Source organism: Stenotrophomonas sp. YJH_SMC_43, from assembly GCF_059372535.1.
In genome coordinates, this window is sequence record NZ_JCAFVQ010000001.1 from 151,083 (window position 1) to 174,380 (window position 23,298).

General features: G+C 67.9%; 20 protein-coding genes. 12 read left to right on the forward strand and 8 right to left on the reverse strand.

Going from position 1 to position 23,298, the window contains the following annotated elements; all coding sequences use genetic code 11:
* Positions 1 to 4 precede the first annotated feature (4 nt).
* Positions 5 to 3,859, forward strand: a complete 3,855-nt coding sequence (locus tag AC5QAH_RS00680; protein ID WP_317216430.1) for a YhdP family protein — start codon at positions 5 to 7, stop codon at positions 3,857 to 3,859.
* A 60-nt stretch (positions 3,860 to 3,919) separates the two neighbouring features.
* Positions 3,920 to 5,365 (forward strand): metalloprotease TldD, encoded by a 1,446-nt coding sequence (gene tldD, locus AC5QAH_RS00685; protein ID WP_010482965.1) that lies wholly within the window; start codon positions 3,920 to 3,922, stop codon positions 5,363 to 5,365.
* Positions 5,366 to 5,406: 41 nt separating this feature from the next.
* On the opposite strand, the gene yjgA is transcribed toward tldD, so the two are convergent.
* Positions 5,407 to 5,994, reverse strand: coding sequence for a ribosome biogenesis factor YjgA (yjgA, locus tag AC5QAH_RS00690; protein WP_010482967.1), 588 nt, complete (start codon positions 5,992 to 5,994; stop codon positions 5,407 to 5,409).
* Positions 5,995 to 6,062: 68 nt separating this feature from the next.
* Between yjgA and pmbA the strand changes: the two genes are divergently transcribed.
* Positions 6,063 to 7,430 (forward strand): metalloprotease PmbA, encoded by a 1,368-nt coding sequence (pmbA, locus tag AC5QAH_RS00695; protein WP_049411897.1) that lies wholly within the window; start codon positions 6,063 to 6,065, stop codon positions 7,428 to 7,430.
* 87 nt (positions 7,431 to 7,517) lie between these two features.
* Positions 7,518 to 7,889, forward strand: a complete 372-nt coding sequence (locus tag AC5QAH_RS00700; protein ID WP_010482972.1) for a DUF4870 domain-containing protein — start codon at positions 7,518 to 7,520, stop codon at positions 7,887 to 7,889.
* 85 nt (positions 7,890 to 7,974) lie between these two features.
* Here the strand turns inward: AC5QAH_RS00700 and AC5QAH_RS00705 are convergent, their stop codons facing one another.
* The 5 genes from AC5QAH_RS00705 to AC5QAH_RS00725 all read right to left on the reverse strand — a co-directional run bounded on the left by AC5QAH_RS00705 (position 7,975) and on the right by AC5QAH_RS00725 (position 13,309).
* Positions 7,975 to 8,853, reverse strand: a complete 879-nt coding sequence (locus tag AC5QAH_RS00705) for a polyprenyl synthetase family protein (protein ID WP_019338621.1) — start codon at positions 8,851 to 8,853, stop codon at positions 7,975 to 7,977.
* The gene (locus AC5QAH_RS00710; RefSeq protein WP_019338620.1) at positions 8,843 to 9,103 is read right to left on the reverse strand and encodes an exodeoxyribonuclease VII small subunit; all 261 of its coding nucleotides are present in this window, start codon (positions 9,101 to 9,103) and stop codon (positions 8,843 to 8,845) included. The genes AC5QAH_RS00705 and AC5QAH_RS00710 overlap by 11 nt, the downstream gene beginning before the upstream one ends.
* Positions 9,104 to 9,139: 36 nt before the next feature.
* On the reverse strand, positions 9,140 to 10,426 hold the full coding sequence (gene tilS / locus AC5QAH_RS00715; protein WP_239682763.1) for a tRNA lysidine(34) synthetase TilS: 1,287 nt from the start codon (positions 10,424 to 10,426) through the stop codon (positions 9,140 to 9,142).
* A 634-nt stretch (positions 10,427 to 11,060) separates the two neighbouring features.
* Positions 11,061 to 11,606 (reverse strand): WG repeat-containing protein, encoded by a 546-nt coding sequence (locus AC5QAH_RS00720; protein ID WP_049454980.1) that lies wholly within the window; start codon positions 11,604 to 11,606, stop codon positions 11,061 to 11,063.
* Complete coding sequence (locus AC5QAH_RS00725; protein WP_049454978.1) at positions 11,603 to 13,309, reverse strand: alkaline phosphatase; 1,707 nt, start codon at positions 13,307 to 13,309, stop codon at positions 11,603 to 11,605. The genes AC5QAH_RS00720 and AC5QAH_RS00725 overlap by 4 nt, the downstream gene beginning before the upstream one ends.
* A gap of 154 nt (positions 13,310 to 13,463) precedes the next feature.
* On the opposite strand from AC5QAH_RS00725, the gene AC5QAH_RS00730 reads away from it, so the two are divergent.
* Positions 13,464 to 14,798, forward strand: a complete 1,335-nt coding sequence (locus tag AC5QAH_RS00730) for a dicarboxylate/amino acid:cation symporter (RefSeq protein ID WP_495232030.1) — start codon at positions 13,464 to 13,466, stop codon at positions 14,796 to 14,798.
* Positions 14,799 to 15,057: 259 nt separating this feature from the next.
* On the opposite strand, the gene AC5QAH_RS00735 is transcribed toward AC5QAH_RS00730, so the two are convergent.
* Positions 15,058 to 15,831: a C40 family peptidase gene (locus AC5QAH_RS00735; RefSeq protein WP_053092146.1), complete on the reverse strand. Its 774-nt coding sequence runs from the start codon at positions 15,829 to 15,831 to the stop codon at positions 15,058 to 15,060.
* 131 nt (positions 15,832 to 15,962) lie between these two features.
* On the reverse strand, positions 15,963 to 16,541 hold the full coding sequence (locus tag AC5QAH_RS00740) for a C40 family peptidase (protein ID WP_049454984.1): 579 nt from the start codon (positions 16,539 to 16,541) through the stop codon (positions 15,963 to 15,965).
* A gap of 73 nt (positions 16,542 to 16,614) precedes the next feature.
* On the opposite strand from AC5QAH_RS00740, the gene AC5QAH_RS00745 reads away from it, so the two are divergent.
* The 7 genes from AC5QAH_RS00745 (at position 16,615) to AC5QAH_RS00775 (ending at position 23,236) form a co-directional block, all read left to right on the forward strand.
* A complete protein-coding gene (locus tag AC5QAH_RS00745; protein ID WP_010482989.1) occupies positions 16,615 to 17,097 on the forward strand; it encodes an FKBP-type peptidyl-prolyl cis-trans isomerase in 483 nt (160 codons plus the stop codon).
* Positions 17,098 to 17,196: 99 nt separating this feature from the next.
* Positions 17,197 to 18,441, forward strand: a complete 1,245-nt coding sequence (locus AC5QAH_RS00750; protein ID WP_049454976.1) for a DUF418 domain-containing protein — start codon at positions 17,197 to 17,199, stop codon at positions 18,439 to 18,441.
* A gap of 3 nt (positions 18,442 to 18,444) precedes the next feature.
* The gene (locus tag AC5QAH_RS00755) at positions 18,445 to 19,695 is read left to right on the forward strand and encodes an FAD-dependent oxidoreductase (protein WP_049454974.1); all 1,251 of its coding nucleotides are present in this window, start codon (positions 18,445 to 18,447) and stop codon (positions 19,693 to 19,695) included.
* Positions 19,692 to 21,050, forward strand: coding sequence for a glutathione-disulfide reductase (gene gorA, locus AC5QAH_RS00760; protein ID WP_049454972.1), 1,359 nt, complete (start codon positions 19,692 to 19,694; stop codon positions 21,048 to 21,050). Before AC5QAH_RS00755 ends, gorA begins: the two co-directional genes overlap by 4 nt.
* Before the next feature lie 162 nt (positions 21,051 to 21,212).
* Complete coding sequence (locus AC5QAH_RS00765) at positions 21,213 to 22,133, forward strand: EamA family transporter (RefSeq protein ID WP_049454982.1); 921 nt, start codon at positions 21,213 to 21,215, stop codon at positions 22,131 to 22,133.
* Entirely contained in the window at positions 22,130 to 22,468 is a 339-nt protein-coding gene (locus tag AC5QAH_RS00770; RefSeq protein ID WP_224329410.1) for an MGMT family protein, read from the forward strand. The genes AC5QAH_RS00765 and AC5QAH_RS00770 overlap by 4 nt, the downstream gene beginning before the upstream one ends.
* A gap of 93 nt (positions 22,469 to 22,561) precedes the next feature.
* On the forward strand, positions 22,562 to 23,236 hold the full coding sequence (locus AC5QAH_RS00775) for a rhomboid family intramembrane serine protease (RefSeq protein ID WP_005410509.1): 675 nt from the start codon (positions 22,562 to 22,564) through the stop codon (positions 23,234 to 23,236).
* Positions 23,237 to 23,298: the final 62 nt, after the last annotated feature.

Sequence of the window (23,298 nt, forward strand, 5' to 3'; positions counted from 1 at the left end):
GCCGATGAGCGCGCCGCCGCGCCTGCGACTGCGAAGGATCCGCCGTCATTTCATTGCCGCCTGCGCGGTGGGCCTGGTCGGGCTGGCACTGCTGGTGGGCACCCTCAGCCAGCTGCTGCCGCTGGCCGAGCGCCATCCCGACAGGATTGCCGCCTGGTTGAGTGAACGCGCCGGCCAGCCGGTGCGTTTCGACCAGCTGCAGACGGCCTGGACCCGGCGTGGTCCGCTGCTGCAGCTCAAGGGCCTGCGCATTGGCGCCGGCCAGGGCCTGGCGATCGGCGAGGCCGAGGTGCTGGTATCGATGTACAGCGGGCTGCTGCCCGGCCGCTCGTTGACCGAACTGCGCCTGCGTGGCCTGGCACTGGACCTGCAGCAGGGCGAGGACGGCCGCTGGTCGGTGCGTGGCCTGCCGCAGGCCGCCAATGGCGGGGACCCGCTGGATGCGCTGCGCCGTCTGGGCGAACTGCAGGTGATCGGGGGCCGCCTGGGCGTGCATGCGCCGGGGCTGGGGATCGATACCACGCTGCCACGCATCGACGTGCGCCTGCGGGTCAATGGCGACCGCCTGCGTGTAGGCGTGCGCGCCTGGGCCCAGACCGAAGCGCTGCCGTTGACGGCGGTGCTGGACGTGGACCGCGTGCGCGGCAACGGCCAGGCCTGGCTGGGCGCCGATCCGGTCGATTTTCATGCCTGGTCGCCGCTGCTGGCGGCCGGCGGTGTGCGCCTGCGCGAAGGCAAGGGCGAACTCAACCTGTGGCTGACCCTGCGCGATTTCGCGCCGGTGGCGGTGACCACCGATTCGGACCTGCGTGATGTCCGCATCGATGGCGCACCGATGCCCGCGATGGCGGCTCCGCAGCTGCAGCTGCAGCGGTTGCAGGCACGCCTGCGCTGGCAGCGCCAGGCCGATGGCTGGGCATTGCAGGTGCCGCGCCTGCGCCTGAAAACCGAAGAAGGCGAGCAGCAGCTCGATGGCCTGCAGCTGCAGCTCGGCAAGCAGCTGCGGGTCAGTTCTCGCGAAGTGCAGGCCGGCATCGCGCTGCGTGCGCTGGCCCTGAGCGATCGTCTTGAACCGGGCCTGCGTCGCTGGCTGTTCCTGTCCAGGCCGCAGCTGGACGTGCGCGAGCTGCAGCTGGCGGGCGAACGCGATGGCCCGCTGTGGGCGCAGGGCGAACTGCAGTCGCTGGGCTTCGCCAGCGTGGGCAATTCGCCCGGCCTGCGCGGCCTGGGCGGGCGCTTCGAAGGCGACGCGGATGGCTTCAGCCTGCAGCTGCAGCCGCAACGCCAGCTGCAGTTCGATTGGCCGACCGGCTTCGGCGTGCGCCACGATCTGCACCTGGCGGGCCAGGTGGTGGGCTGGCGCGATGAAGGCGGTGGCTGGCGCATCGGCACGGCAGCGATGCGCGTGGAAGGCACCGATTATGCGGCGGACGTGCGCGGTGGTGTCTGGTTCCAGGGCGACGGTACGCGGCCGTGGCTGCAGCTGGCGGCCAAGCTGGACGACGTGCCGATGACCGCGGCCAAGCGCTTCTGGATCCACTCCAAGATGAGCAAGGGCGCCACCGACTGGCTGGACATGGCGCTGGCCGGTGGGCAGGTGCGCAACGGCATCGGCCTGGTCAGTGGCGACCTGGACGACTGGCCGTTCGACAACAACGATGGCCGCTTCGAGGCGACCGGCCATATCACCAATGGTGACATCCGCTTCCAGCACGACTGGCCGTTGATGCGCCAGGTCGACGCCGATATCGCCTTCATCGGCCCCGGCTTCGACATGCACGGTCGCGGCGATCTGGCCGGCGTGGCGGTGCAGAAATTCGAGGCGGGCATCCAGGATTTCGGGCAGCAGCCGCTGTACGTGCGTGCCGATGCGCAGAGCGAGGCCGGCAGGCTGCTGGCCATGCTGCGGCAGAGCCCGCTGCACAAGGATTATGGCGACACCCTGGACAACCTCACCGCTGCGGGCCCGGCGCATGTGACCTTCGATCTGCTGCAGCCGCTGCACCACGATGAAGGTGGCGGCCACCTGCAGGGAACGGTCGATCTGGCCGGCGTGAAGCTGGTCGACAAGCGCTTCCAGCTCACCTTTGACAACATGCACGGGCAGGCGCGCTACAGCAACGGCGGTTTCGGCGCCGAGGAACTGGCGGTGCGCCACCTCGGCCAGGACGGTCGTCTGAGCCTGCGTGCCGGTGGCTACGTGCACGACAGCAAGCTGGCCTTTGAATCGCAGTTGTCGGCCAACCTCGATGCTGGCGTGCTGATCGACCGCGCGCCGGAAATGGCGTGGCTGAAGCCCTACATCGCCGGCACCTCGCCGTGGACCATCGCGGTCAATCTGCCCAAGGTCGCTCCGGGGGCGCCTGCGCCGCCCAGCGAGCTGCGGTTGAGCTCCGATCTGGTCGGGACCCGGCTGGACCTGCCGGCGCCGCTGGACAAACCGGCTGCCGAGCCGTTGGCGACCACCGTGGCTGCACAGCTGCCGATGGGGGCCGGCCGCATCGACGTGTCGTTCGGCCAGCGCCTGGCGCTGGCTGCGCGCAGCCACAACAACCAGACGGGTGTGCAGGTGACGCTGGGCAGCGACCATGCCGATCGCGAGCCGCCACCGAGCGGACTGTCCGTGAATGGCCGCAGCCCGACCCTGGATGCGCTGGAGTGGATCGGCCTGGCCCGTGGTGGCAACGACGATGACGGCATGCCGCTGCGTGCGGTGGATGTGCAGGTCGGCAAGCTGATGCTGATCGGTGGTGTGTTCGAGCAGACCCGGTTGCAGCTGCGCCCGGGAGCGCAGGCACTGGATGTACGCCTGGACGGCCCGTCGCTGGCCGGGCGCCTGACCGTCCCCAATGCAGACGGCGGCACCATCAGTGGCCAGCTCGACCGCGTGCACTGGCAGTCATTGCCGGCGGCTCCAGGTGTACCGGCCGCACCGGCACGGGTACAGGCAGGCGCCAATGACATGGACCCGGCCAAGCTGCCGCCGTTCGCGCTGGACATCGCCGACCTGAAGTTCGGCAAGGTGGTGCTGGGCCAGGCGGTGCTGCGTACGCGGCCGCTGGCCAATGGCCTGAACGTGGATGAGCTGCGCTTCCGTGCGCCCGACCAGGAGATCGACATCAGCGGTCGCTGGCTGGGCCGCACCGGTGGTGCCCGCACCGAACTGACCGCGCAGGTGCGCAGCGAGGACCTGGGCGGACTGATGCAGAACCTCGACTACGGCGGCCAGCTGCGTGGCGGTTCCGGCCAGGCGCAGCTGCAGGCCACGTGGAGTGGGGGGCCGTCGGACTTCCAGCTGGGCAACCTGCAGGGCCGCCTGGACCTGCACGCACGCAACGGCCAGCTGCTGGAGCTGGAACCGGGCGCCGGCCGCGTGCTGGGCCTGCTCAGCGTGACCCAGCTGCCGCGGCGCCTGATGTTCGACTTCCGCGACTTCTTCTCCAAGGGCTTCGCGTTCAACCAGATCGACGGCAGCATGCAGTTCGGCCAGGGCATGGCGCGCACAGACAAGGTGCTGATCGAAGGCCCGGCAGCCAACATCACCATCCGCGGCCAGGCCGACCTGCGCAACCAGCAGTTCGACCAGACCATCGACGTCAACCCGCGCGCAGGCAATCTGCTGACCGTGGTGGGGGCGGTGGCCGGTGGCCCGGTGGGGGCGGCGCTGGGCGCGGCCACCAATGCGGTATTGTCCAAACCATTGGGCGAGATTGGCGCCCGTACCTACAAGGTGACCGGTCCATGGAAGGAACCGAAGGTGGAAGTGATCGAGCGCAGCCGCGACAAGGCTCCGCCACCCGCGCCGGCACCGGCGCCGGCCATTCCGCCGACCGTCACCGGCCTGCCGCGCGCGCGTTGAGCGCGGCTTTCCTGTTCACGGGGCTTGCCTGAGCGCCCCCGCATCCCCAGATCGAGAACCATGACTGATATCGCCCTGACGCTTGCCCAAGACCGCCTGCTGCGCCCTGGCGGCCTGGATACCGCTGGCCTGGAGCACACCTTCGGGCAGCTGCTCGGCCCCGGTGTGGACTTTGGTGACCTTTACTTCCAGCACGCCCGCCGCGAGAGCTGGAGCGTGGAAGACGGCATCGTCAAGGACGGCGCGCATTCCATCGAGCAGGGTGTGGGCGTGCGGGCGATTTCCGGCGAGAAGACCGGTTTCGCCTACTCCGACGACATCCATGCCGATGCGCTGCGGGTGGCGGCGCAGTCGGCGCGCGCGATCTCGCGTGAAGGTGGTGCCCAGACCGGGCGCTCGCTGCTGCGCGGCAACGCGCGCGCGCTGTACCCGGCGCTGGACCCGATTGATGGCGTCGGCAACGAGGCCAAGGTCGAGGTGCTCAAGCGCCTGGACGGCTACCTGCGTGCTGCCGACCCGCGCGTGAAGCAGGTGATGGTCAGCCTGTCCGGCGGCGTCGATACGGTGCTGATCGCCCGCAGCGACGGCGTGCTGGGCGCCGACGTGCGCCCGCTGGTGCGCCTGAACGTGCAGGTGATCGTCGAGCACAACGGCCGTCGCGAGTCCGGCTATGCCGGTGGCGGTGGTCGCTATGGCTATGAGGAGCTGTTCGCCGACGGCCGCCCGGAAGCCTTCGCCCGAGAGGCGCTGCGCCAGGCGCTGGTGAATCTTGAAGCGGTACCGGCACCGGCCGGCGTGATGCCGGTGGTGCTGGGCCCGGGCTGGCCCGGTGTGCTGCTGCATGAAGCGGTCGGCCATGGCCTGGAGGGCGACTTCAACCGCAAGGGCACCAGCGTCTACGCGGGGCGCATCGGCGAGCGCGTTGCCGCCCCGGGCGTGACGATCGTCGATGACGGCACGCTGGATGGACGCCGTGGTTCGTTGAACATCGACGACGAGGGTCATCCCAGCCAGTGCACCACGCTGATCGAGGACGGCATCCTGGTCGGCTACATGCAGGACAGCCTCAACGCGCGCCTGATGGGCGTGGCGCCGACCGGCAATGGTCGCCGCGAATCGTTCGCGCACATGACCATGCCGCGCATGACCAACACCTACATGCGCGCCGGCCAGCATGACCCGCAGGAGATGATCCGTTCGGTGAAAAAGGGCCTGTACGCGGTCAACTTCGGCGGCGGCCAGGTCGACATCACCAGTGGCAAGTACGTGTTCTCGGCCACCGAGGCCTACCTGATCGAGGATGGCCGCATCACCACGCCGGTGAAGGGCGCGACCCTGATCGGCAACGGTCCGGAAACCATGCAGAAGGTGCGCATGGTCGGCAACGACCTGGCCCTGGACGAGGGCGTGGGCATCTGCGGCAAGGACGGGCAGAGCGTGCCGGTGGGTGTCGGCCAGCCCTCGTTGCTGATCGAGGGCATCACCGTCGGCGGTACCCAGGCCTGAGCCGGGCGATGGCCAGTGCCACCGCCCCTGCCGGCGAGGACTCAGTCCTCGTCGGCTTCGTCGGTTTCAATGGGGTCGGCGTCTTCGGCGCTGGCCTTCAGGCCCAACGCGGCCGGCAGCATCAGGGCACGCAGCACCTGGAAAATTTCGCGGTAGGCGCGCGGCGGCTTGTTCTTCGCCTTCTCGGCCTGGGCATTGCGCACCAGCGTGCGCAGCTGCTGGCGGTCGGCCTGCGGGTAGTCGTCCAGCAGTGCCGCCAGTGCCTTGTCACCCTCGGCCAGCAGGCGCTCGCGCCAGTCTTCCGCGCGGTGCATCATCGCCACTTCGCGGCGGCCGGTTTCGCTGTTGGCGTCCAGCGCATCGCGGATCGCATCCAGCGTGGCGTCTTCTTCGCGGCGCATGTGCTTGGCCAGGAACGCCAGCTGGCGCTTGTGGGCGATGTGGGCGGTGATGCGCTTGCACTCGGCGATATGCGGCAGCAGGTCTTCCGGAATCGGCAGGCGCGCCAGCTGGGCCGGGGTCAACGACACCAGCTTCTCGCCCAGGGCCAGGACGTCGAGCGCATCGCGCCGGTTCTGGCTGCGGCTCTTGTCGTGGAATTCACCGGTTTCTTCGTCGCGTCCGCGCATCGTTCCTACCTGATCTCAAAAAAAGTCGCCCGGCGTGATGCCGGGCCCAACCCGTACAGGATAAAGCATTGAACGTGATCGCCCCTGAAGTCGCTGTCGGCGACGACAGCCCGGCCCGGCTGGAACGGCTGGCCGACCTTTCCCAGCAGCTGCTCGACCGTGCCCGGGCGCTGGGCGCCAGCCAGGCCGAGGTCAGCTGCAGCGAGGACCGTGGCCTGGAGGTCAATGTCCGCCTTGGCGAGGTTGAGACCGTGCAGTCCACCCGCGACCGCGGTATCGCCGTCACCGTCTATTTCGGCCAACGCAAGGGCAGCGCCAGCACCGGCGACCTGAACGAGGCCAGCCTCACCGCCACGGTCGAGCAGGCCTGCGCGATCGCCCGCCATACCGAGGACGACCCGGCCGCCGGCCTGGCCGAGGCGGCGCTGATGGCGACCGACTTCCCCGACCTGGACAGCTGGCATCCCTGGGCGCTGCAGGCCGACGAGGCGGTGGACCTGGCCCTGGCCTGCGAGAACGCAGGTCGTGAGGCCGATGCGCAGATCCGCAACTCCGACGGCGCCTCGGTGTCGAGCATGCAGAGCCTGTCGGTGTACGCCAATTCGCATGGCTTTTTCGGCCGTGAGCGTGGCACCCATCATTCGGTGGGCTGTGCGCTGATCGCCGGCCAGGGCGATGGCATGCAGCGCGATGGCTGGTACACCAGTGCGCTGGCCCGCGAGGACCTGGAGGAGGTGGGCCTGGTCGGTCGTCGTGCCGCCGAGCGTACCGTCGCCCGCCTGCAGCCTCGCTCGATGGCCACCGGCAGCATGCCGGTGCTGTTCGCCCCGGAAGTCGCGCGCAGCCTGGTCGGTCACCTGCTGTCGGCGGTGTCCGGCGGTGCCCTGTACCGCCAGGCCAGCTTCCTGCTGGACAGTGTTGGCCAGCAGCTGTTCCCGGACTGGATGCAGATCGAGGAACTGCCCCACCTGCGCCGTGGCCTGCGCTCGGCCGCCTTCGACGGTGACGGCGTGGCCACCCGTGCTTCGGCCCTGGTCCGTGACGGCGTGCTGCAGCGCTATGTGCTGGGCAGCTACTCGGCGCGCAAGCTGGGCCTGCAGACCACCGCCAATGCTGGTGGCGTGCACAACCTGCAACTGGCCGCCAACGCGGGCTCCCTGCAGGAGATCGCCCGCCAGATGGGCGATGGCCTGCTGGTGACCGAGCTGATGGGGCAGGGCGTGAACGGGGTGACCGGCGACTACTCGCGCGGTGCCGGCGGCTTCCGCGTCGAGAATGGCGAGATCCAGTACCCGGTGGATGGCATCACCATCGCCGGCAACCTGCGCGAGATGTTCAGCAGCATCGAAGCGGTCGGCAGCGACGTCGACCCGCGCTCGCACATCCGGACCGGTTCGATCCTGCTGGGGCGGATGACCATCGCCGGTAATGATTGATGGCGTCGATGGCGTAAGCTATGCCCGCCTGACGCAACCAGCTTGGTGCTGGTGGGTCAAGACCACCCAATGAAAAGGAGTTTTGTCGTGAGCGAATTCGATAACGTCCCGCCGCCGCCGGCCACCACCGACGTGCCAGCCGACCAGCGCACCATGGCCCTGGCTGCCCACCTGCTGGGCATCTTCACCGGCTTCATCGGCGCACTGATCATCTGGCTGATCAACAAGGACGATGCTGGCAAGGCTTTCGTGACCGACCAGGCCAAGGAAGCCCTGAACTTCCAGATCACCGTGACCATCGCCATGGTCATCAGCATGATCCTGACCATCGTGATCATCGGCGTCTTCCTGGCCCCGATCGTCGGCATCATCAGCCTGGTGTTCAGCATCATCGCAGCGGTCAAGGCCAACAACGGCGAAGCCTATCGCTACCCGTTCGCGCTGCGCCTGATCAAGTAATACCGGCTGCATGCGGAACTGAAAACGCCCGGCATTGCCGGGCGTTTTCATGTGCGGGGAGCGACGGGCGGTGCCCGGCGAGCGATCAATGATCGCGTTCGACCGCCAGCGTCGCCAGCGCACGCAGCGCATCGGCTTCCTCGCCATACCCGGCCAGGATCGACTGCATGCGTGCAGCGAGTTCGTGCAGCTGGGCCTTTGCGCCGTCCATGCCAAGCAGGGCGGGGAAGGTGCTCTTGTCCTGCGCCTGGTCCTTGCCGGCGGTCTTGCCCAGCTGCTCGGAACTGGCCTCGACATCGAGGATGTCGTCGCGTACCTGGAAGGCCAGGCCGAGTGCATCGGCGAAGCTGTCCAGCTGGGCCAGCTGCGGTTCGTGGGCCTGGCCGCACAGCGCGCCCATGCGCACTGCCGCGCGGATCAGCGCGCCGGTCTTCAGCGCATGCATGCGGGTCAATGCCGCCAGCGTCTGCTGCTGGCCGGTGGCATCGATATCCAGGGCCTGGCCGCCGCACATGCCGGACGCGCCGGAGGCGTGGGCCAGGGTCTGCAGGCAGGCCACGCGCAGCGTGGCCGGCAGCGGTGCATCGGCCAGCAGGCCGAAGGCACGGGTCTGCAGCGCGTCGCCGGCGAGGATCGCGGTAGCTTCGTCGAAGGCGATGTGGGTGGTCGGCTTGCCACGGCGCAGCGCGTCGTCATCCATCGCCGGCAGGTCGTCATGCACCAGCGAGTAGGCGTGGATGAGTTCGACGGACATAGCCGCCGCATCCAGGCTTTCCAGCTGTGCACCGAACAGGTGGCCACTGGCGTAGACCAGCAGCGGGCGCATGCGCTTGCCACCGCCCAGCACCGAATAGCGCATGGCCTGGTGCAGGCGCTGCGGTGCTTCGGCAGGCGAGGGCAGGGCAGCGTCGAGCTGGCTTTCGATACGGTCGCGCCAGCGCGCGAACAGAACCTCAGCCGTCATGGTTGGGCGGATCGAAGGGCTCGGATGCTTCCGGCTGCGCCGGATCGCTGAGCAGGCGCACGCGCAGTTCGGCCTGCTCCAGCGCCTGCTGGCACTGGCGATACAGACCGACGCCACGTTCGTAAGCACTGAGCGAGGCTTCCAGGCTCAGCTCGCCGGTTTCCATCTGCTCCACCAGCTGTTCCAGCGATTCGAGCGACTGCTCGAACTGGGCGACCGGGGAGGCGTTTTCGGGGGACTTCTTGGCCATGTGGCAAGTGTGGACGGGCCGCGCGCGGGGGTCAATTCACCAGCCGCCGGGACGCCACTGCAGCTGTGCCTGGTAGGCCTGCAACCAGGCCTGCAGTGGCGCGGAGATGACCACGTCGGCGGCGGCCAGCAACTGCGGGCCATCAAAGATCAGCGGCAGCTGCGCGCGTCGCCAGGGGGCGACATGTTCGCGTTGCAGGCAGTCCTTCAATGCGTGCGAATGCTGGCGACCTGGCAGCAGGATGCGCTCTCCGCCCACGCGTGCACGGACCTGCAGCGGGCGCTCGAAGGCGGCGCCGCCCTGCAGCCGCAGCTGGCCGCCATCGGGCAGCGGCAGGGGAGCATGCCCATCCCATTCGGCCTGCCACGCGCGGGGCAGCGATGGCAGCTGCGCGGGTAGCAGATAGGCATGCTCGCGCCATTGCTGGATGGCATGATCGTGCCAGCGCACCCGCGCCTGGCGATCATTGCCGGCCGGCAGCAGTTCGTCCAGGCCTTGCTGCAGCACCGTGGCCGGCAGTGGGGCGGCACCATGGCCGATCACCCAGGCGCGCAGCACGCGCGCGGCGCGTCCCGGTGACACCTGACGCAGCAACTGCAGCGACAGCACGCGTGGAGCGACTTCCAGGTGTGTGATCAGCTCGGCGTCTTCTTCATCCAGCAGTTCGCGGGTCTGCCGGCAATGCAGGACGCTGCCGGCCAACGCGGCGGCGGCGTGCGGCCAGCGCTGGCGCAACAGTGGCAGTATCTGCAGGCGCAGGAAGTTGCGATCGGCGTGGTCTTCGGCGTTGCTGGGATCCTCGATCCAACGCAGCGCGTGTTGCCGGGCATAGTCGAGCAGTGCGGTGCGCGGTGCGTGCAGCAAGGGACGCCACAGGCGGTGCGTACCGAGCTGACTGTCATCGGCCATCGCGGCAAGGCCATCGACACCGGAGCCGCGCAGGGCGCGGAGCAGGAAGGTCTCGGCCTGATCGTCCTGGTGCTGTGCCAGCGCCAGTGTTTCGCCTTCGCGCAGTTCAGCAGTGAACGCTGCACGTCGTGCTTCGCGCGCTGCGCCTTCGAGGCCCAGGCCTGTGGTTCTGTCGATCTGTACGTGGCGCACGGCCAGCTCGACGCCCAGTGCCGCGCACTGCTGCTGGCAATGCCGTACCCAGTCGTCGGCTGCTGGTTGCAGGCCGTGGTGTACGTGCACCGCACGCAGCGCCGTGCCGGAAGCCTGGGCGCAGCGCCACAGCCAGTGCAGCAGCACGGTGGAGTCGACACCACCGCTGTAGCCCACCAGCAGCGGCGCATCCAGCGGAACAAGGGCAGGGAAGGCAGTCACGGCGGCAAGTATAGGGTTGCCCGGCAGGGCTGCGCCCTGCACCCGCTACGATCCAGAGCAACAGCAACAGCAACAGCAACAGCAACAGCAGAAGCTGGGTTCCTGAAGGATGGCGGGGTGGGCCCGGTTGCGGGAGACGCCGTAAACCCCGCTCCGCGGTCCGGCCCAGCCGCTGGCGGCTGTGCGTTCGGGCGCTTGCGAAGCAATGCTTCGCAAGCAAAGCGCCCTCACCCTTGGGGGCTTGGCCGCGGCATCCATGCCGCGGACACTCCCGCAACCGGACCCACCCCGCCTTCGACAGTTTCCTGCGAACTGTCGGAATTGCTCTTGAGTCAGATCCGTTTTCCTGCGGAAAACGGATCTGACCCCGGATTCAATTCGATATCTGACAGATCTGATCCACGCATGGCGTGGATCTACTGGCCACCGGAAAACTGTCGAAGGCGGGGCACTGTGGGTTTGCGGGGTGTGAGCCGCATGGATGCGGCGACCAAGGCTACATGGACGTACTTGCGCCGTCCCCGCAAACCCACAGTGCCCCGCCATCCCACGAAATGCACGCTGTTGCTGTTGCGTCGGCCGTTGCCGTTGCCGTTGCGTCTGCAGGTGCAGGGCGCAGCCCTGCCGAAAACCCCTAGTTCACCCGACGACCCGAGCGGTCGATCCGGAACCACTCTCCGCCTTCCATCGGCGTGTGGCCATCGGCATCCGGCGTGCCGCGACGGCAGCCGTTGCAGACCTCGGCCACGCCGTCGCGGAACGGCCAGGCGAAATCGAAGGTGCCGGGCACCACCTGGCGGAATGTCAGATCGAAGTAGCCCACGCGATTACCGACGCGGCCGCGCAGCAGGCCTTCTTCCGGCATCTCCGGGCCGTTGTCCCAGGTCAGCACCGGCAGGCTGCGGCCCTTGCGGTCGACGTAGTGGAAACCCTGGTCGGCATACACCACGGCCAGGCCGTGGTCATCAAAGTTCAGGTCTTTCAGGGTGTCCGGCTGGATCTTCGGCCGGTGGTCGACCACTTCGCAGTTGGGCAGCGGCCACAACCCGTGTTCGTCGGTCAGCAGCTTGCACGCCGGTGCCTGCGCCAGCGCGTTGGCACTGGCCAGCACGCCGAGCAGGGCCAGCGACCGCGCGAAGCGGCCGCTGGCAGGCGCAGGGCGGGCCTGCAGTGCGATCACTTGGCCTCGGCCTTGCGTTCGAAGGCCGTCGGCGCCGGCAGCTGCACCGGCACGCCCTTGTCATCGCAGGTGCCGGCCTGGCACAGGCGCTCGCGCAGGGCCGGGGTGGCCTGCACGATCATGTGGTAGATCGCGTTCTGTTCCAGCGTGCCGCGGATCGCCTTGCTGCCCGGGCCGCGTGCCCAGATGCCCACGTCTTCGCCGCCGTGCGACTCGGACTTCATCGGCACCAGTGCTTCCTGCATGTAGTCCGGATGCTCGGTGTCGACCTCGCGCAGGTTCGGGCGGCCGTTGGCCGGTTCGAAGCTGCTCGGGTTGTGCGGGTAGCGCTTCGGGCCGGCCGGCTGCTGGTTGCTGCTGCCGGTATGGCCCGGGCCATTGGCGTAGCTCAACGTGGTGTACGGCTGGCCGGTGCCGTCCAGCGCGTAATCCAGCTTGCCGGCGCCATCTTCGCCACCCTTGTCTTTCACCTTGCCCAGGATCGGGTTGCCGCGTGCCGGGTAGCCGACGAAGTTCAGCGTGTGCGAGTGGTCGGCGGTGACGATGATCAGGGTGTCGTCGGCCGAGGTCAGTTCGTTGGCCACGCGCACTGCATCGGACAGGGCCACGGTCTCGGTCAGTGCACGGTAGGCGTTGCCGCTGTGGTTGGCGTGGTCGATGCGCGCGCCTTCGATCATCAGTACGTAGCCTTCCTGGTGCTTCGACAGATTCCTGATCGCCGCAGCCGTCAGTTCGGCCAGGCTCGGCTCACCGCCCGGATCCTGCGGTCGCTCGTACTCGTAGCGCATGTGGTCCGGCTCGAACAGGCCAAGGATGGCCGGCGCATTGGCGGCGGCGGCCAGCTGCTTGCTGTTCCAGACGTAGGCGCCCTGCGGATGGGCCTGCTGCCATTCCTGCACCAGGCTGCGGCCATCCAGGCGCTGGCCGACCTTGTCGTCGTACTCCGGATCGCGCTCTTCCACGGTGGTGAATTCTCCGCGGCCACCGCCGAGGGCGACCAGCGGGCCGCGGCCATAGCGCGAGGTCGACAGCAGCTGCTGGGCGATGTCCTTGCAGCCTGCCGCCTTGGCCGCTTCAGTCAGGTCGGTGTCGTTTTCCCAGTTGCGCTCGGGTGAATGTGCATAGGTGGCGGCCGGGGTGGCATGGGTCAGGCGTGCGGTGGACACCACGCCCGTGGCCAGGCCGGCGCTGTCGGCCAGCTGCAGCCAGGTCAGCAGGCCCTTGGACAGGCTGTCGGGGCAGTCGGTGCGGCTGCCGGCGCTGACGCCGATCGCGCCCATGTGGGTCTTCACGCCGGTGGTGATGGCGGTCATGGTGCCGGCCGAATCAGGGGTCTGCGAATCGGTGTTGTAGGTCTTGCTGAACGCCGTGGCCGGGAAGCGTTCCCAGGACAGCAGGTTCTCTTCGCCCGAGCCACCCTTTTGCTGGCCTTCGTAGATGCGCGAGGCGGCCACCGTGGTCAGGCTCATGCCGTCACCGAGGAACAGGATGACGTTCCTGGCCTTGCCGGACATCGCACCGTTCGCTGCAGCCTGGGCCGCGCCGCTGCGGTACCACCACTGCGGCGTCTCGCCGGCCGGGTGGGTAACGGGATCGACGGCGACCTTCAGGCCGGCCGGAGCGGACGCGGGGGAGGTGCTGGCGCAGGCGCCCAGCAGCAGGGTGGTGGCGCAGGCGGCCAACAGGGAGACGGAACGGCGCATGGACGCTGGGATCTCACAAACTGTAACGGGACGTTCATTATGCCCGCCCTCGCAAGGCACGCCGATGACACACTGATTTGCCGGCCGGGCGGTCGTTCTGCGGGCCGCCTTGGGCTATCGTGCCAGCATCCCTTCCTTCCCCTCTGGATTGCCTATGAAGCTGGTCTCTGCCTGGCTGCGGATTCCATTCTGGCAGCGCGTGGTCGGTGGCTTCGTGCTCGGCGCGCTGGCCGGCTGGGCGCTCGGCCCGGCCGCGGAAACGTGGTTCGGCCCGCTCGGCGAGCTGTACGTCACCCTGATCAAGATGATCGCGGTGCCGCTGGTGTTCTTCGCGGTCATCAACGCGATCTCGTCGCTGCACGGCCAGAAATCGGTCGCCGCGCTCAGTGGCCGCACCTTCCTGTGGTTCGTGATCACCGCTGCGCTGGCGGTGTGCGTCGGCCTGGGCGTGGGCACCGTGCTGCAGCCCGGCGCCGGTGGCCTGCAACTGACGATGGCCAGCAACTACGTGCCGCGTGAAGTGCCCAGCGTGGTGCAGGTGCTGCTGGATGTGGTGCCGGCCAATGTCTTCTACGCGCTGTCCGGCATCGGCACCAAGGTCAACGCCGCCGGTGAAACCGTGCTGGCCGCGGGCCGTGGCTCGATCCTGCCGGTGATCTTCTTTGCTGGTCTGGTCGGTTTCGCCATTGTCAAGCTGGGCGAGAAGGTGACCGAGGCGCGCAAGCTGGTCGGCCAGATGAGCGACATCATGATCCAGGTGACCCGCTTCGTGCTGGAAGTCACCCCGATCGGCACCTTCGGCCTGATCGCTGGCCTGGTCGGCAGCTACGGCTTCGAGAAGCTGCTGCCGCTGGGGCATTTCGTGCTGGCCCTGTACGTGGCCTGCGCCCTGCACATCGTGGTGGTCTACAGCGCGCTGCTGATGGCGCACGGCCTGAACCCACTGAAGTTCTTCCGTGGCGCCGCGCCGGGCATGCAGGTGGCGTTTGTCAGCTCGTCCAGCTTCGCCGCGATGCCGGTGGCGCTGCGTTCGATCACCCACAACCTGGGTGTGAACAAGGACTACGGTTCGTTCGCGGTGCCGCTGGGCGCCAGCATCAAGATGGATGGCTGCGGCGCGATCTACCCGGCGCTGTGCGCGGTGTTCATCTCGCAGTACAGCGGTGTGCCGCTGACCCCGGAACAGTATGTGGTGGTGCTGATCGCCTCGGTGCTGGGCAGCTTCGGTACCGCCGGCGTGCCGGGTACTGCGGTGATCATGGCCACGGTGGTGCTGAGCGCGGCCAACCTGCCGCTGGAGACCATCGGCTACCTGTATGCCATCGACCGCATCCTGGACATGATGCGCACGATGACGAACGTGACGGGCCAGATGCTGGTGCCGGTGATCGTGGCCAAGGAGACCGGGCTGCTCGATCAGGCGGTGTATGACAATCCGTCCAGCAATGTCGGGGTGGACGATCCAGACCCGACACCGCCACGCGCCTGAGGTTGCGTGGAGATGTAAAAGGCCCGCCCTGACCCGGCGGGCCTTTTGTTTGGGAGCTGGTTGGCGCGGTGGCGGCCAAGGCGGCTCCTGGTAGATCCACGCCATGCGTGGATGGAGGCAGTGCCGACCAACGGTCGGCACCCACCAGGGCAGGCGGCGCGATGCCGACCAAGGTCGGCACCTACCGGGGGCGCAAACAAAAAAGCCGCTGCGGGGCAGCGGCTTTTTGTCTTTCAGGCGGCGCCGTAGTGCCAGCGGGTCAGAGGTCGACCCGACGAGCCTGCATGAACTTGTTGCCCCAGTAACCACTGAGCAGGGTGTCCACGCGGACGTCCTTGCCCGAGCTCGGGGCGTGCAGGAAGCGGCCATCACCGACATAGATGCCGACGTGGTCGACGCGGCCCTTGCGGCCGAAGAACACCAGGTCACCGGCGGCGAGCGCAGTGCGGTCGTTGATCAGCTCGGCGTTGTCATCGTGGGCCATCTCGCGCGAGACGCGCGGCAGCTCAATGCCCAGCGCCGAGCGGAACACGTAGCCGACCAGGCCGCTGCAGTCGAAGCCGCTGTCCGGGTTGCTGCCACCCCAACGGTACGGGGTGCCCAGCAGGGTCATCGCTCGGCGCAGCAGCGACTGCACCTTGCCGTTATCGGCGGCGGTGCCGACAACGCTGCCATTGGCGGCGCTGCTGGTGTCGTAGTTGGCGAGCAGGCGGCTGAGATCGCCGGCCACCACGGCCGAGCGGTCCATCAGCGGAATGGTGTCATTGGCGGCCAGGTGCGGCAGCAGGGCGGCCAGCGTGGCACTGGCGGCGGCATCGACGCGGCTGCGCTGCGGAGCAGCGGCCTCGGCCTTGGTGGCCGGTCGGGCGGTGCTCTCGGCCACCGGGGCCGGGGTCACATCGGAACGACTCGGAGCAGTCTGCGACCAGGCCGGAAGGCTGGTCAGACACAGTGCCAGGCCAAGCAACAGCGGGCGGGCACTACGTGAAGATACGGAAGTCTGGCCTTCGCTTTTCAGGTCGTCAGTCGTCACGCGTCGGTCACAGGAAAAAAACGATGGGGCATCATGCCCTGTAAAAGCGGCAATAAGTTAAAAATTCCGTTAGTAAACCGTTAGTTTGATAGTGATGTGCGTCACAGTTTTGAACATATCGCCTGTTCATTTTAGCGAAGGACGCGTTTCGCCCCTGTGTAGTGGTCCTTCCAGTAGGGACCGCTGAGCGAGTCGAGGCGTACCGTGCCGCCGGTGCTCGGCGCGTGCACGAAGCGCCCTTCACCCACATAGATACCGACGTGGGTGACGCTGCCGCGGCTGCCGAAGAACACCAGGTCTCCGGTGGCCAGGCGCTGCGGATCGATCTTCGGGCCCTGTACCGCCGCCAGGTCGCGCGAGGTGCGCGGCAGTTTCAGGTCCAGCATCTCGCGATAGACATAGGCGACCAGACCGCTGCAGTCGAAGCCGGAATCCGGGGTGTTGCCGCCGTAGCGGTAGGGCGTGCCGACCAGGCTGATGGCACGCATCAGTACCGAGTTGGCCGCCTCGGGGTTGTCCGGCACGGTCTTGGGCCAGTTCGCCGTCGGCGGGGGGGGCGCGGGGCGGGGGGCCTTGCCGCCGCCGCAGGCGGTCATCAGCACGGGCAGGGCCAGCAGCAGGGCCGGGGCGAGGAGCCGGCGCAGGCCGGACGAAACTGGCGTGATGTGCATGATCTCCGGATAATGCGCCACCTTAGGATTGGCCGTCATGATGGCGGCGTCCCCGCCGGGCGACAACCCGCCCCAACCCGCCTGCCTTCGGCAGATCCAGACAGAGTTGCGCATGAAGATCGAAAAAGACCGCGTTGTCCGCTTCCACTACACCGTTTCCGAAGTCGGCCAGGAGCCGATCGAATCGTCCAAGGACCGCGGCGAGCCGCTGGCGATCCTGATCGGCCACGGCAACATCATCCCGGGCCTGGAAAACGCCATGATGGACAAGGAAGCCGGCGCGACCTTCAGCGTCGACGTCACTGCCGCTGATGCCTACGGCGAGCGCCGCGAGGGCCTGTCCCAGCGCGTGCCGAAGAAGCATTTCGGCAACACCAAGCTGGCCCCGGGCCAGCAGGTCGTGCTGCAGACCAACTTCGGCCCGCGTGCGGTGACCGTGCAGAAGGTCGGCATGAGCGTCGTCGACGTCGACCTGAACCACCCGATGGCTGGCAAGGACCTGCATTTCGACGTCGAAATCGTTGACGTGCGTGAAGCCGGCAAGGAAGAGATCGACCACGGCCACGTCCACGGCGACGGCGGCCACCACCACTGATCGCAGCGCGATCGTGATGGCAGCAACGGCCCGCTTCGGCGGGCCGTTGCGTTTCTGGAACACGACGCGGCCATACATGGCGTGTGGGCCGGCGGCATAATGGCGGACCTGCCTGACGGATGCCCCGTGAACGCCGCTTCTCCTTCCCTGCAGCCGATGGCTTCCGGCGAACGCATCGCCCTACTGGACGTGCTGCGCGGTGCGGCGTTGCTGGGCATCCTGCTGATGAACATCGAGGCCTTCAGCGGACCGCTGGACCTGGCTTTCACTGGCATCGACGTGCACTGGCAGGGCATCGATTACTGGGCCGATGCCTTTGTGTACGTGTTCGTGCAGGGCAAGTTCTTCACCCTGTTCTCGCTGCTGTTCGGCGCCGGCTTCGCGGTGATGGCGCAGCGCGCCGAGGCCGCCGGGCGCGACTTCACCCCGTTCTACCTGCGCCGCAGCGCTGGCCTGTTGCTGATCGGCCTGTGCCACGCACTGCTGGTCTGGTCCGGCGACATCCTGGTGATGTACGCGCTGGTCTCGTTGCCGCTGCTGGCCTGCCGCGAGGCGCCGCGCAGCTGGCTGCCGTGGATGGGCGTGACGGTCTACCTCGGCGGTATAGCGATGATGCTGCTGGTGGGCGCGATGGTGTCGATGGCTTCGACGGAAGACGTACAGAAGATGCTCGCCGACGCGCAGCAGAGCATCGAGCTGCAGCGCCTGGTGTACGGGCACGGCAGCTGGATGCAGGCCAATGCGCAGCGGCTGAGCGAGTTCGGCACGTCGATGGGCGCGCTGCTGATCACCGGCCCGGAGGTGCTGGGTATGTTCCTGATCGGCAGCTGGTTTGCCGGCAGTGGCGCGCTGGCGGCACCGGAGCGCTTCCCGCGCCTGTACGCGACGCTGCGCTGGATTGCGTTGCCGTTGGGCCTGCTGGTCACGTTGATCGGTGTTGCCTGGAAACCCTACCTGGCACCGGGTGCCTACAATCTGCCGGTGACAACCGCAATGGCACTGGTGACGATCGGTGGCCTGCCGATGTGCCTGGGCTACCTGGCGTGGATCGTGCATTGGCGTGCGCGGTTGGCCTGGCTGGCACCGGTCGGGCGCATGGCGTTGACCCACTACCTGGGCCAGTCGCTGCTGTGCACCTGGGTGTTCTACCACTACGGCCTGGGCGCGTTCGAAATGATGCCACGCAGCGTGCAGCTGCTGTTCGCACTGCTGTTGTTTGCCGTGCAGGTGGCCCTTTCACACGTCTGGTTGCGCCGCTTCCGCTTTGGCCCGATGGAATGGTTGTGGCGCGCGATGACCTACCGGCAGTGGCCGCCGATGCGGCGCGAGGCCGGGCAGGGCTGATCGATGCAGGGCGCGCGCGAGGATGTGATCGTGGTGGGCGCCGGTGCCATCGGCCTGGCCACCGCGCTTGCGCTGTGCGCGAACGGCCGGCAGGTCCGTATGATCGAGCGGGGACGCGTGGGTGCGGCGACTTCGCATGGCAACTGCGGCACCATCACCCCCAGCCACGCGCCACCGCTGGCAGCGCCTGGTGTGCCGTTACGGGCGCTGCGCTGGATGCTCGATCCGCGTGCGCCGCTGTACGTCCGTACACGCCTGGACCCTGCATTGTGGCGCTGGCTGCTGCAGTTCGGGGCGCGCTGCAACGCGCATGACTGGCTGCACTCCACGCGGGCACGCGGCGCACTGTTGAATGATTCACGGCTGCGCCTGGCGCAGTGGGTGCGGACGCATGCGCTGGACTGCGAGTTCGAGGCGCGCGGTCTGGACTATGTGTTCGGTGACGCCCGCAATTTCGATCACCATGCAGCCGAGTGTGAGGCGCTGAACGCGCAGGGCATCGCCACGGTGCGCATCGATGGGGCCGACTACGCGCGCGACAATCCAGCGTTCCATGATCGCCTTGCCGGTGCGATCCACTTCCCCGGCGATGCGCAGCTGCGTCCGGACCGCTACACCGCCGAACTGGCGCGCGTGCTGCGCGCACAGGGCGTGGTGATCGAAGAGCACTCGGACATGCGGGATTTCAGCGCCGACGCGCAGGGTGTGCGCGTGCACGTCGGCGAACGCACGCTGCACGCACGCGAGCTGGTGCTGGCGACCGGGCCGTGGTCACCGCGCTGGGCACGGCAACTGGATCTGCGCGTGCCGATCCAGCCCGGCAAGGGCTATTCGCTGACCTGGTCGCGACCGGCGCAGGTGCCGCAGCGCCCAGTCGTGCTGAAGGACCATTCCGTGTTCGTGATTGCCTGGCGTGAAGCACTGCGACTGGGCGGTACCATGGAATTCGCCGGTGCCGACCCGCAGCTGCGCACGACCCGCCTGCAGGCCCTGCAGCACGCTGCCGACCACTACCTGCGCGCGCCGCGTGGTGCGCAGCTGCAGGAGCAGTGGTGCGGTTGGCGTCCCATGAGCGTGGACGATGTGCCGTTGATCGGCCGCGCGCCCGCACATCCTCACGTCTGGCTTGCAGCGGGGCATGGCATGCTCGGCATCAGCATGAGCGCCGGCACCGGCCAGCTGATCGCCGATCTCGTCTGCGGCCGCACGCCGGCGATCGATCCTGCCCCTTACCGACCCGAGCGATTCCGATGAGCACTGCACCCTATGATTACGACCTGATCGTCCTTGGCGGCGGTTCCGCCGGCCTGGCTGGCGCGATCCGCGCCGCGCAGCACGGCAAGCGCGTGGCGATGCTGGAGCCTGGCGAACTGGGCGGGACCTGCGTCAATGTCGGCTGCGTGCCGAAGAAAGCCATGTGGCTGGCGGCCGACCTGCACGAGCGCATCGGCCTGGCCAGTGCGATGGGCTTCGATGTCGAAGCGCGCCCGGCGCTGTCGTGGAAGGAACTGGTGATCCATCGCCAGGCCTATATCAGCAACATCCACACCAGCTACCACAAGCGCCTGGACGAAACCGGCGTGGTGCGCATTCCGGCGCGTGGTCATCTGCTCGATGCCCACACCGTGGCCTGCAGCGATGGCGTGCGCTACAGCGCCGAGCACATCCTGATCGCCACCGGCGCGCACCCGCTGCGGCCCGACATTCCCGGCGCCGAACTGGGCCTGGTCTCCGATGATTTCTTCGATCTGCGCGCGGCACCGGCCGAGGTGGCGATCATCGGTGGCGGTTACATTGCGGTGGAGCTGGCCGGCCTGCTGCAGGCACTGGGCAGCAAGGTCAGCCTGCTGGTGCGCGGCCAGCGGCTGCTGGATCGCTTCGACTACGAGCTGACCGATCAGCTGGCCGAGAACCTGAAGCAGCAGGGCGTGCGCATCCATTTCGGCTATCGCCTGCGCGAACTGCAGCGCGATGGCGAGCGTGTGCGTGCATTCGGCCATGATGGTCCGCTCGACAGCGTATTCGATGCGGTGTTCTTCGCCACCGGCCGTCGCGGCAACAGTCGCGACCTGGGCCTGGAAGCGCTGGGCATCGGCATCGGTGAGCACCAGCAGGTGGAGGTGGACGAATGGCAGACCACCAGCGTGCCGAACGTGCATGCGGTGGGTGACATCGCAGGCAAGGTTGGCCTGACCCCGGTGGCGGTGGCTGCATCGCGGCGCCTGATGGATCGCCTGTTCGGCGGCCGCCCGCAGTCGAAGATGGACTATGAGAACGTCGCCAGCGTGGTGTTCTCGCATCCACCGCTGGGCGCGGTGGGCATGAGCGAAGAAGAGGCGCGCGCCCGTTTCGATCAGGTGAGCGTGTATCACAGCCGTTTCCGCCCGATGCTGCAGGCGCTGGCCAACGGCACCCAGCGCAGCCTGTTCAAGATGGTCTGTGCTGGTCCGGAAGAGCGGGTGGTGGGCATCCACCTTCTGGGCGAAGCGGCCGACGAGATCCTGCAGGGCTTCGCGGTGGCGGTGAAGATGGGGGCGACCAAGGCCCAGTTCGACGACACCGTGGCGATCCACCCGACCTCGGCCGAGGAAGTGGTGCTGATGCGCTGACCTGGGCGGTTGTAGAGCCGAGCCTATGCTCGGCTGCATTCCGTGCAGACATGGTGCAGCCGAGCGCAGGCTCGGCTCTACAGGGCACCTGGCGCCCCCATGCGATACTGGGCGCCCCCCAATGCGTTTCCGGGCCGCCCTATGCGGCCCGCCGTCGTCCTGATGTCCAGCCCCGCTTCCCGTATCGCCACCGCTTCCCCGCGCATCGCGCTGGGGGGTATCGGCCTGGCCGCGATCGGCGCCGTCGCCGCCTCCGGCAAGGCCATCATCGTCAAGCTCGGCCTGCGCCACGGCGTCGATGCCACCACGTTGCTCGCCCTGCGCATGCTGATGGCGCTGCCGCTGTTCGTGCTGATGGCACTGTGGGCTGCGCGCCGGGCAGAGCCGCTGTCCTGGGCCGACCGCGCCCGCGTGCTGTGGCTGGGCTTCACCGGCTACTACCTGTCCAGCCTGCTCGATTTCCAGGGCCTGCAGTACATCAGCGTGACCCTGGAGCGGCTGATTCTTTACTTGAACCCGACCCTGGTGCTGCTGATCAACGTGCTGCTGGCACGGCAGCGCCCGGGCCGCTGGCAGATCGGTGCGCTGGTGCTGAGCTATCTGGGCGTGCTGCTCGCCTTCGGCCACGATCTTCAGCGCGAGGGCGGGCAGATCATCGTCGGCAGCCTGCTGGTACTGGGCAGTGCGCTCAGCTACGCGCTGTACCTGTTCGGCAGTGGCCAGGTGGTCGCGCGCATCGGTGCGGTGCGCCTCACCGCCTACGCCAGCTGCGTGGCCAGCGTGCTGGTGCTGCTGCATTTCGCGGTGACCCATCCGCTGCCATTGCTGTGGCAGGCACCGGCGCCGGTGCAATGGCTGTCGCTGGTCAATGCCACCGTGTGCACGGTACTGCCCGTGCTGGCGATCATGCTGGCGGTGCAGCGCGTGGGTTCGTCGCTGGCCGCGCAGGTCGGTATGCTGGGCCCTGTTTCCACCATCGTGATGAGCCTATGGCTGCTCGACGAACCGATGGGGCCGGCACAGATCGCCGGCACCGTGCTGGTGCTGATCGGTGTACTACTGGTGACCCGCCTGCGGCGCTGACGCCGGAGCAGGCGCGGGCGCGCATCCTGGCGGTGATCCGCGCGATCCCGGCGGGGCAGGTGATGGGCTATGGCCAAGTGGCGATGCGTGCCGGCCTGCCGGGGCGTGCGCGCTTGACCGCGCGCATCCTCGGCCAGAACGACGATCCCGACCTGCCCTGGCATCGCGTGCTGCGTTCGGACGGGCGCATTGCCATGGAAGAAGGGTCGGCTGGTTGGCGCGAGCAGTCACAACGGCTGCGTGCCGAAGGTGTGGTGGTGGAGAACGGCCGGGTGCGGATGCCGGCCACCGATCCGGCCGCGGCGCTGGATGCCGCCGTGTGGGGCCCGGGCTGAGCACCGCTGGCGACTGAACAGGCTGCGCCTGCCGGTCGCCAACAACACACGGTGCTGCGGCTATGATGGAGGCCGTTCCATGCCGGTGCTCCCATGTTCCCGCGACTGCCTACCGTCACCAAGGCCCTGCTGATCGCCAACGCGATCCTGTTCCTGCTGCAGCAGCCGTTCCTGCTCGGCATGCAGACCTTCGAGCCGTTCATGCTGCAACCGCTGCAGCAGGGCTTCGATGCGTTCTCGCCGGGCGGCAACTTCCAGCCGTGGCAGCTGCTGACCTATGGCTTCCTGCATGGCAGCTTCGGCCACCTGTTCTTCAACATGCTGGCGGTCTTCATGTTCGGCGCGCCGCTGGAGCAGACCTGGGGCGAGAAGCGCTTCCTGCTGTACTACCTGGTGTGCGTGGCTGGCGCCGGTGTCTGCCAGCTGCTGGTGGGTACCCTGCTGGAGAATCCGGCCACGGTGCTGGGCGCCTCCGGCGGCGTGTTCGGCCTGCTGCTGGCCTACGGCATGCTGTTCCCGAACCAGCGGGTGATGCTGCTGTTCCCGCCGATCCCGATGAAGGCACGGACCTTCGTGATCCTGTTCGGTGTGGGTGAGCTGGTGCTGGGCATGACCGGCTGGCAGCCAGGCGTGGCCCACTTCGCGCATCTGGGCGGCATGCTGTTCGGTTGGCTGCTGATCCGCTACTGGCGTGGGCAGCCGCCATTCAACAAGCGTCGCCCGCCCGGCCCGCCGAAGCGCCCGAACCATCTGCGCAGCGTCAAATGATCTGAAGGGTCATTTGACGCTGTAGGTGCCAACCTTGATTGGCACACCTTGGCCAGGATCAT

Coding starts and splice junctions, on each gene's coding strand:
- AC5QAH_RS00750 (WP_049454976.1), top strand. CDS start 17,197: ATGGCGGACCTGCCTGACGGATGCCCCGTGAACGCCGCTTCTCCTTCC.
- AC5QAH_RS00730 (WP_495232030.1), top strand. CDS start 13,464: ATGAAGCTGGTCTCTGCCTGGCTGCGGATTCCATTCTGGCAGCGCGTG.
- AC5QAH_RS00725 (WP_049454978.1), bottom strand. CDS start 13,309: ATGCGCCGTTCCGTCTCCCTGTTGGCCGCCTGCGCCACCACCCTGCTG.
- gorA (WP_049454972.1), top strand. CDS start 19,692: ATGAGCACTGCACCCTATGATTACGACCTGATCGTCCTTGGCGGCGGT.
- AC5QAH_RS00705 (WP_019338621.1), bottom strand. CDS start 8,853: ATGACGGCTGAGGTTCTGTTCGCGCGCTGGCGCGACCGTATCGAAAGC.
- AC5QAH_RS00765 (WP_049454982.1), top strand. CDS start 21,213: ATGTCCAGCCCCGCTTCCCGTATCGCCACCGCTTCCCCGCGCATCGCG.
- AC5QAH_RS00710 (WP_019338620.1), bottom strand. CDS start 9,103: ATGGCCAAGAAGTCCCCCGAAAACGCCTCCCCGGTCGCCCAGTTCGAG.
- AC5QAH_RS00775 (WP_005410509.1), top strand. CDS start 22,562: ATGTTCCCGCGACTGCCTACCGTCACCAAGGCCCTGCTGATCGCCAAC.
- AC5QAH_RS00755 (WP_049454974.1), top strand. CDS start 18,445: ATGCAGGGCGCGCGCGAGGATGTGATCGTGGTGGGCGCCGGTGCCATC.
- AC5QAH_RS00740 (WP_049454984.1), bottom strand. CDS start 16,541: ATGACGGCCAATCCTAAGGTGGCGCATTATCCGGAGATCATGCACATC.
- AC5QAH_RS00745 (WP_010482989.1), top strand. CDS start 16,615: ATGAAGATCGAAAAAGACCGCGTTGTCCGCTTCCACTACACCGTTTCC.
- yjgA (WP_010482967.1), bottom strand. CDS start 5,994: ATGCGCGGACGCGACGAAGAAACCGGTGAATTCCACGACAAGAGCCGC.
- AC5QAH_RS00680 (WP_317216430.1), top strand. CDS start 5: ATGAGCGCGCCGCCGCGCCTGCGACTGCGAAGGATCCGCCGTCATTTC.
- tldD (WP_010482965.1), top strand. CDS start 3,920: ATGACTGATATCGCCCTGACGCTTGCCCAAGACCGCCTGCTGCGCCCT.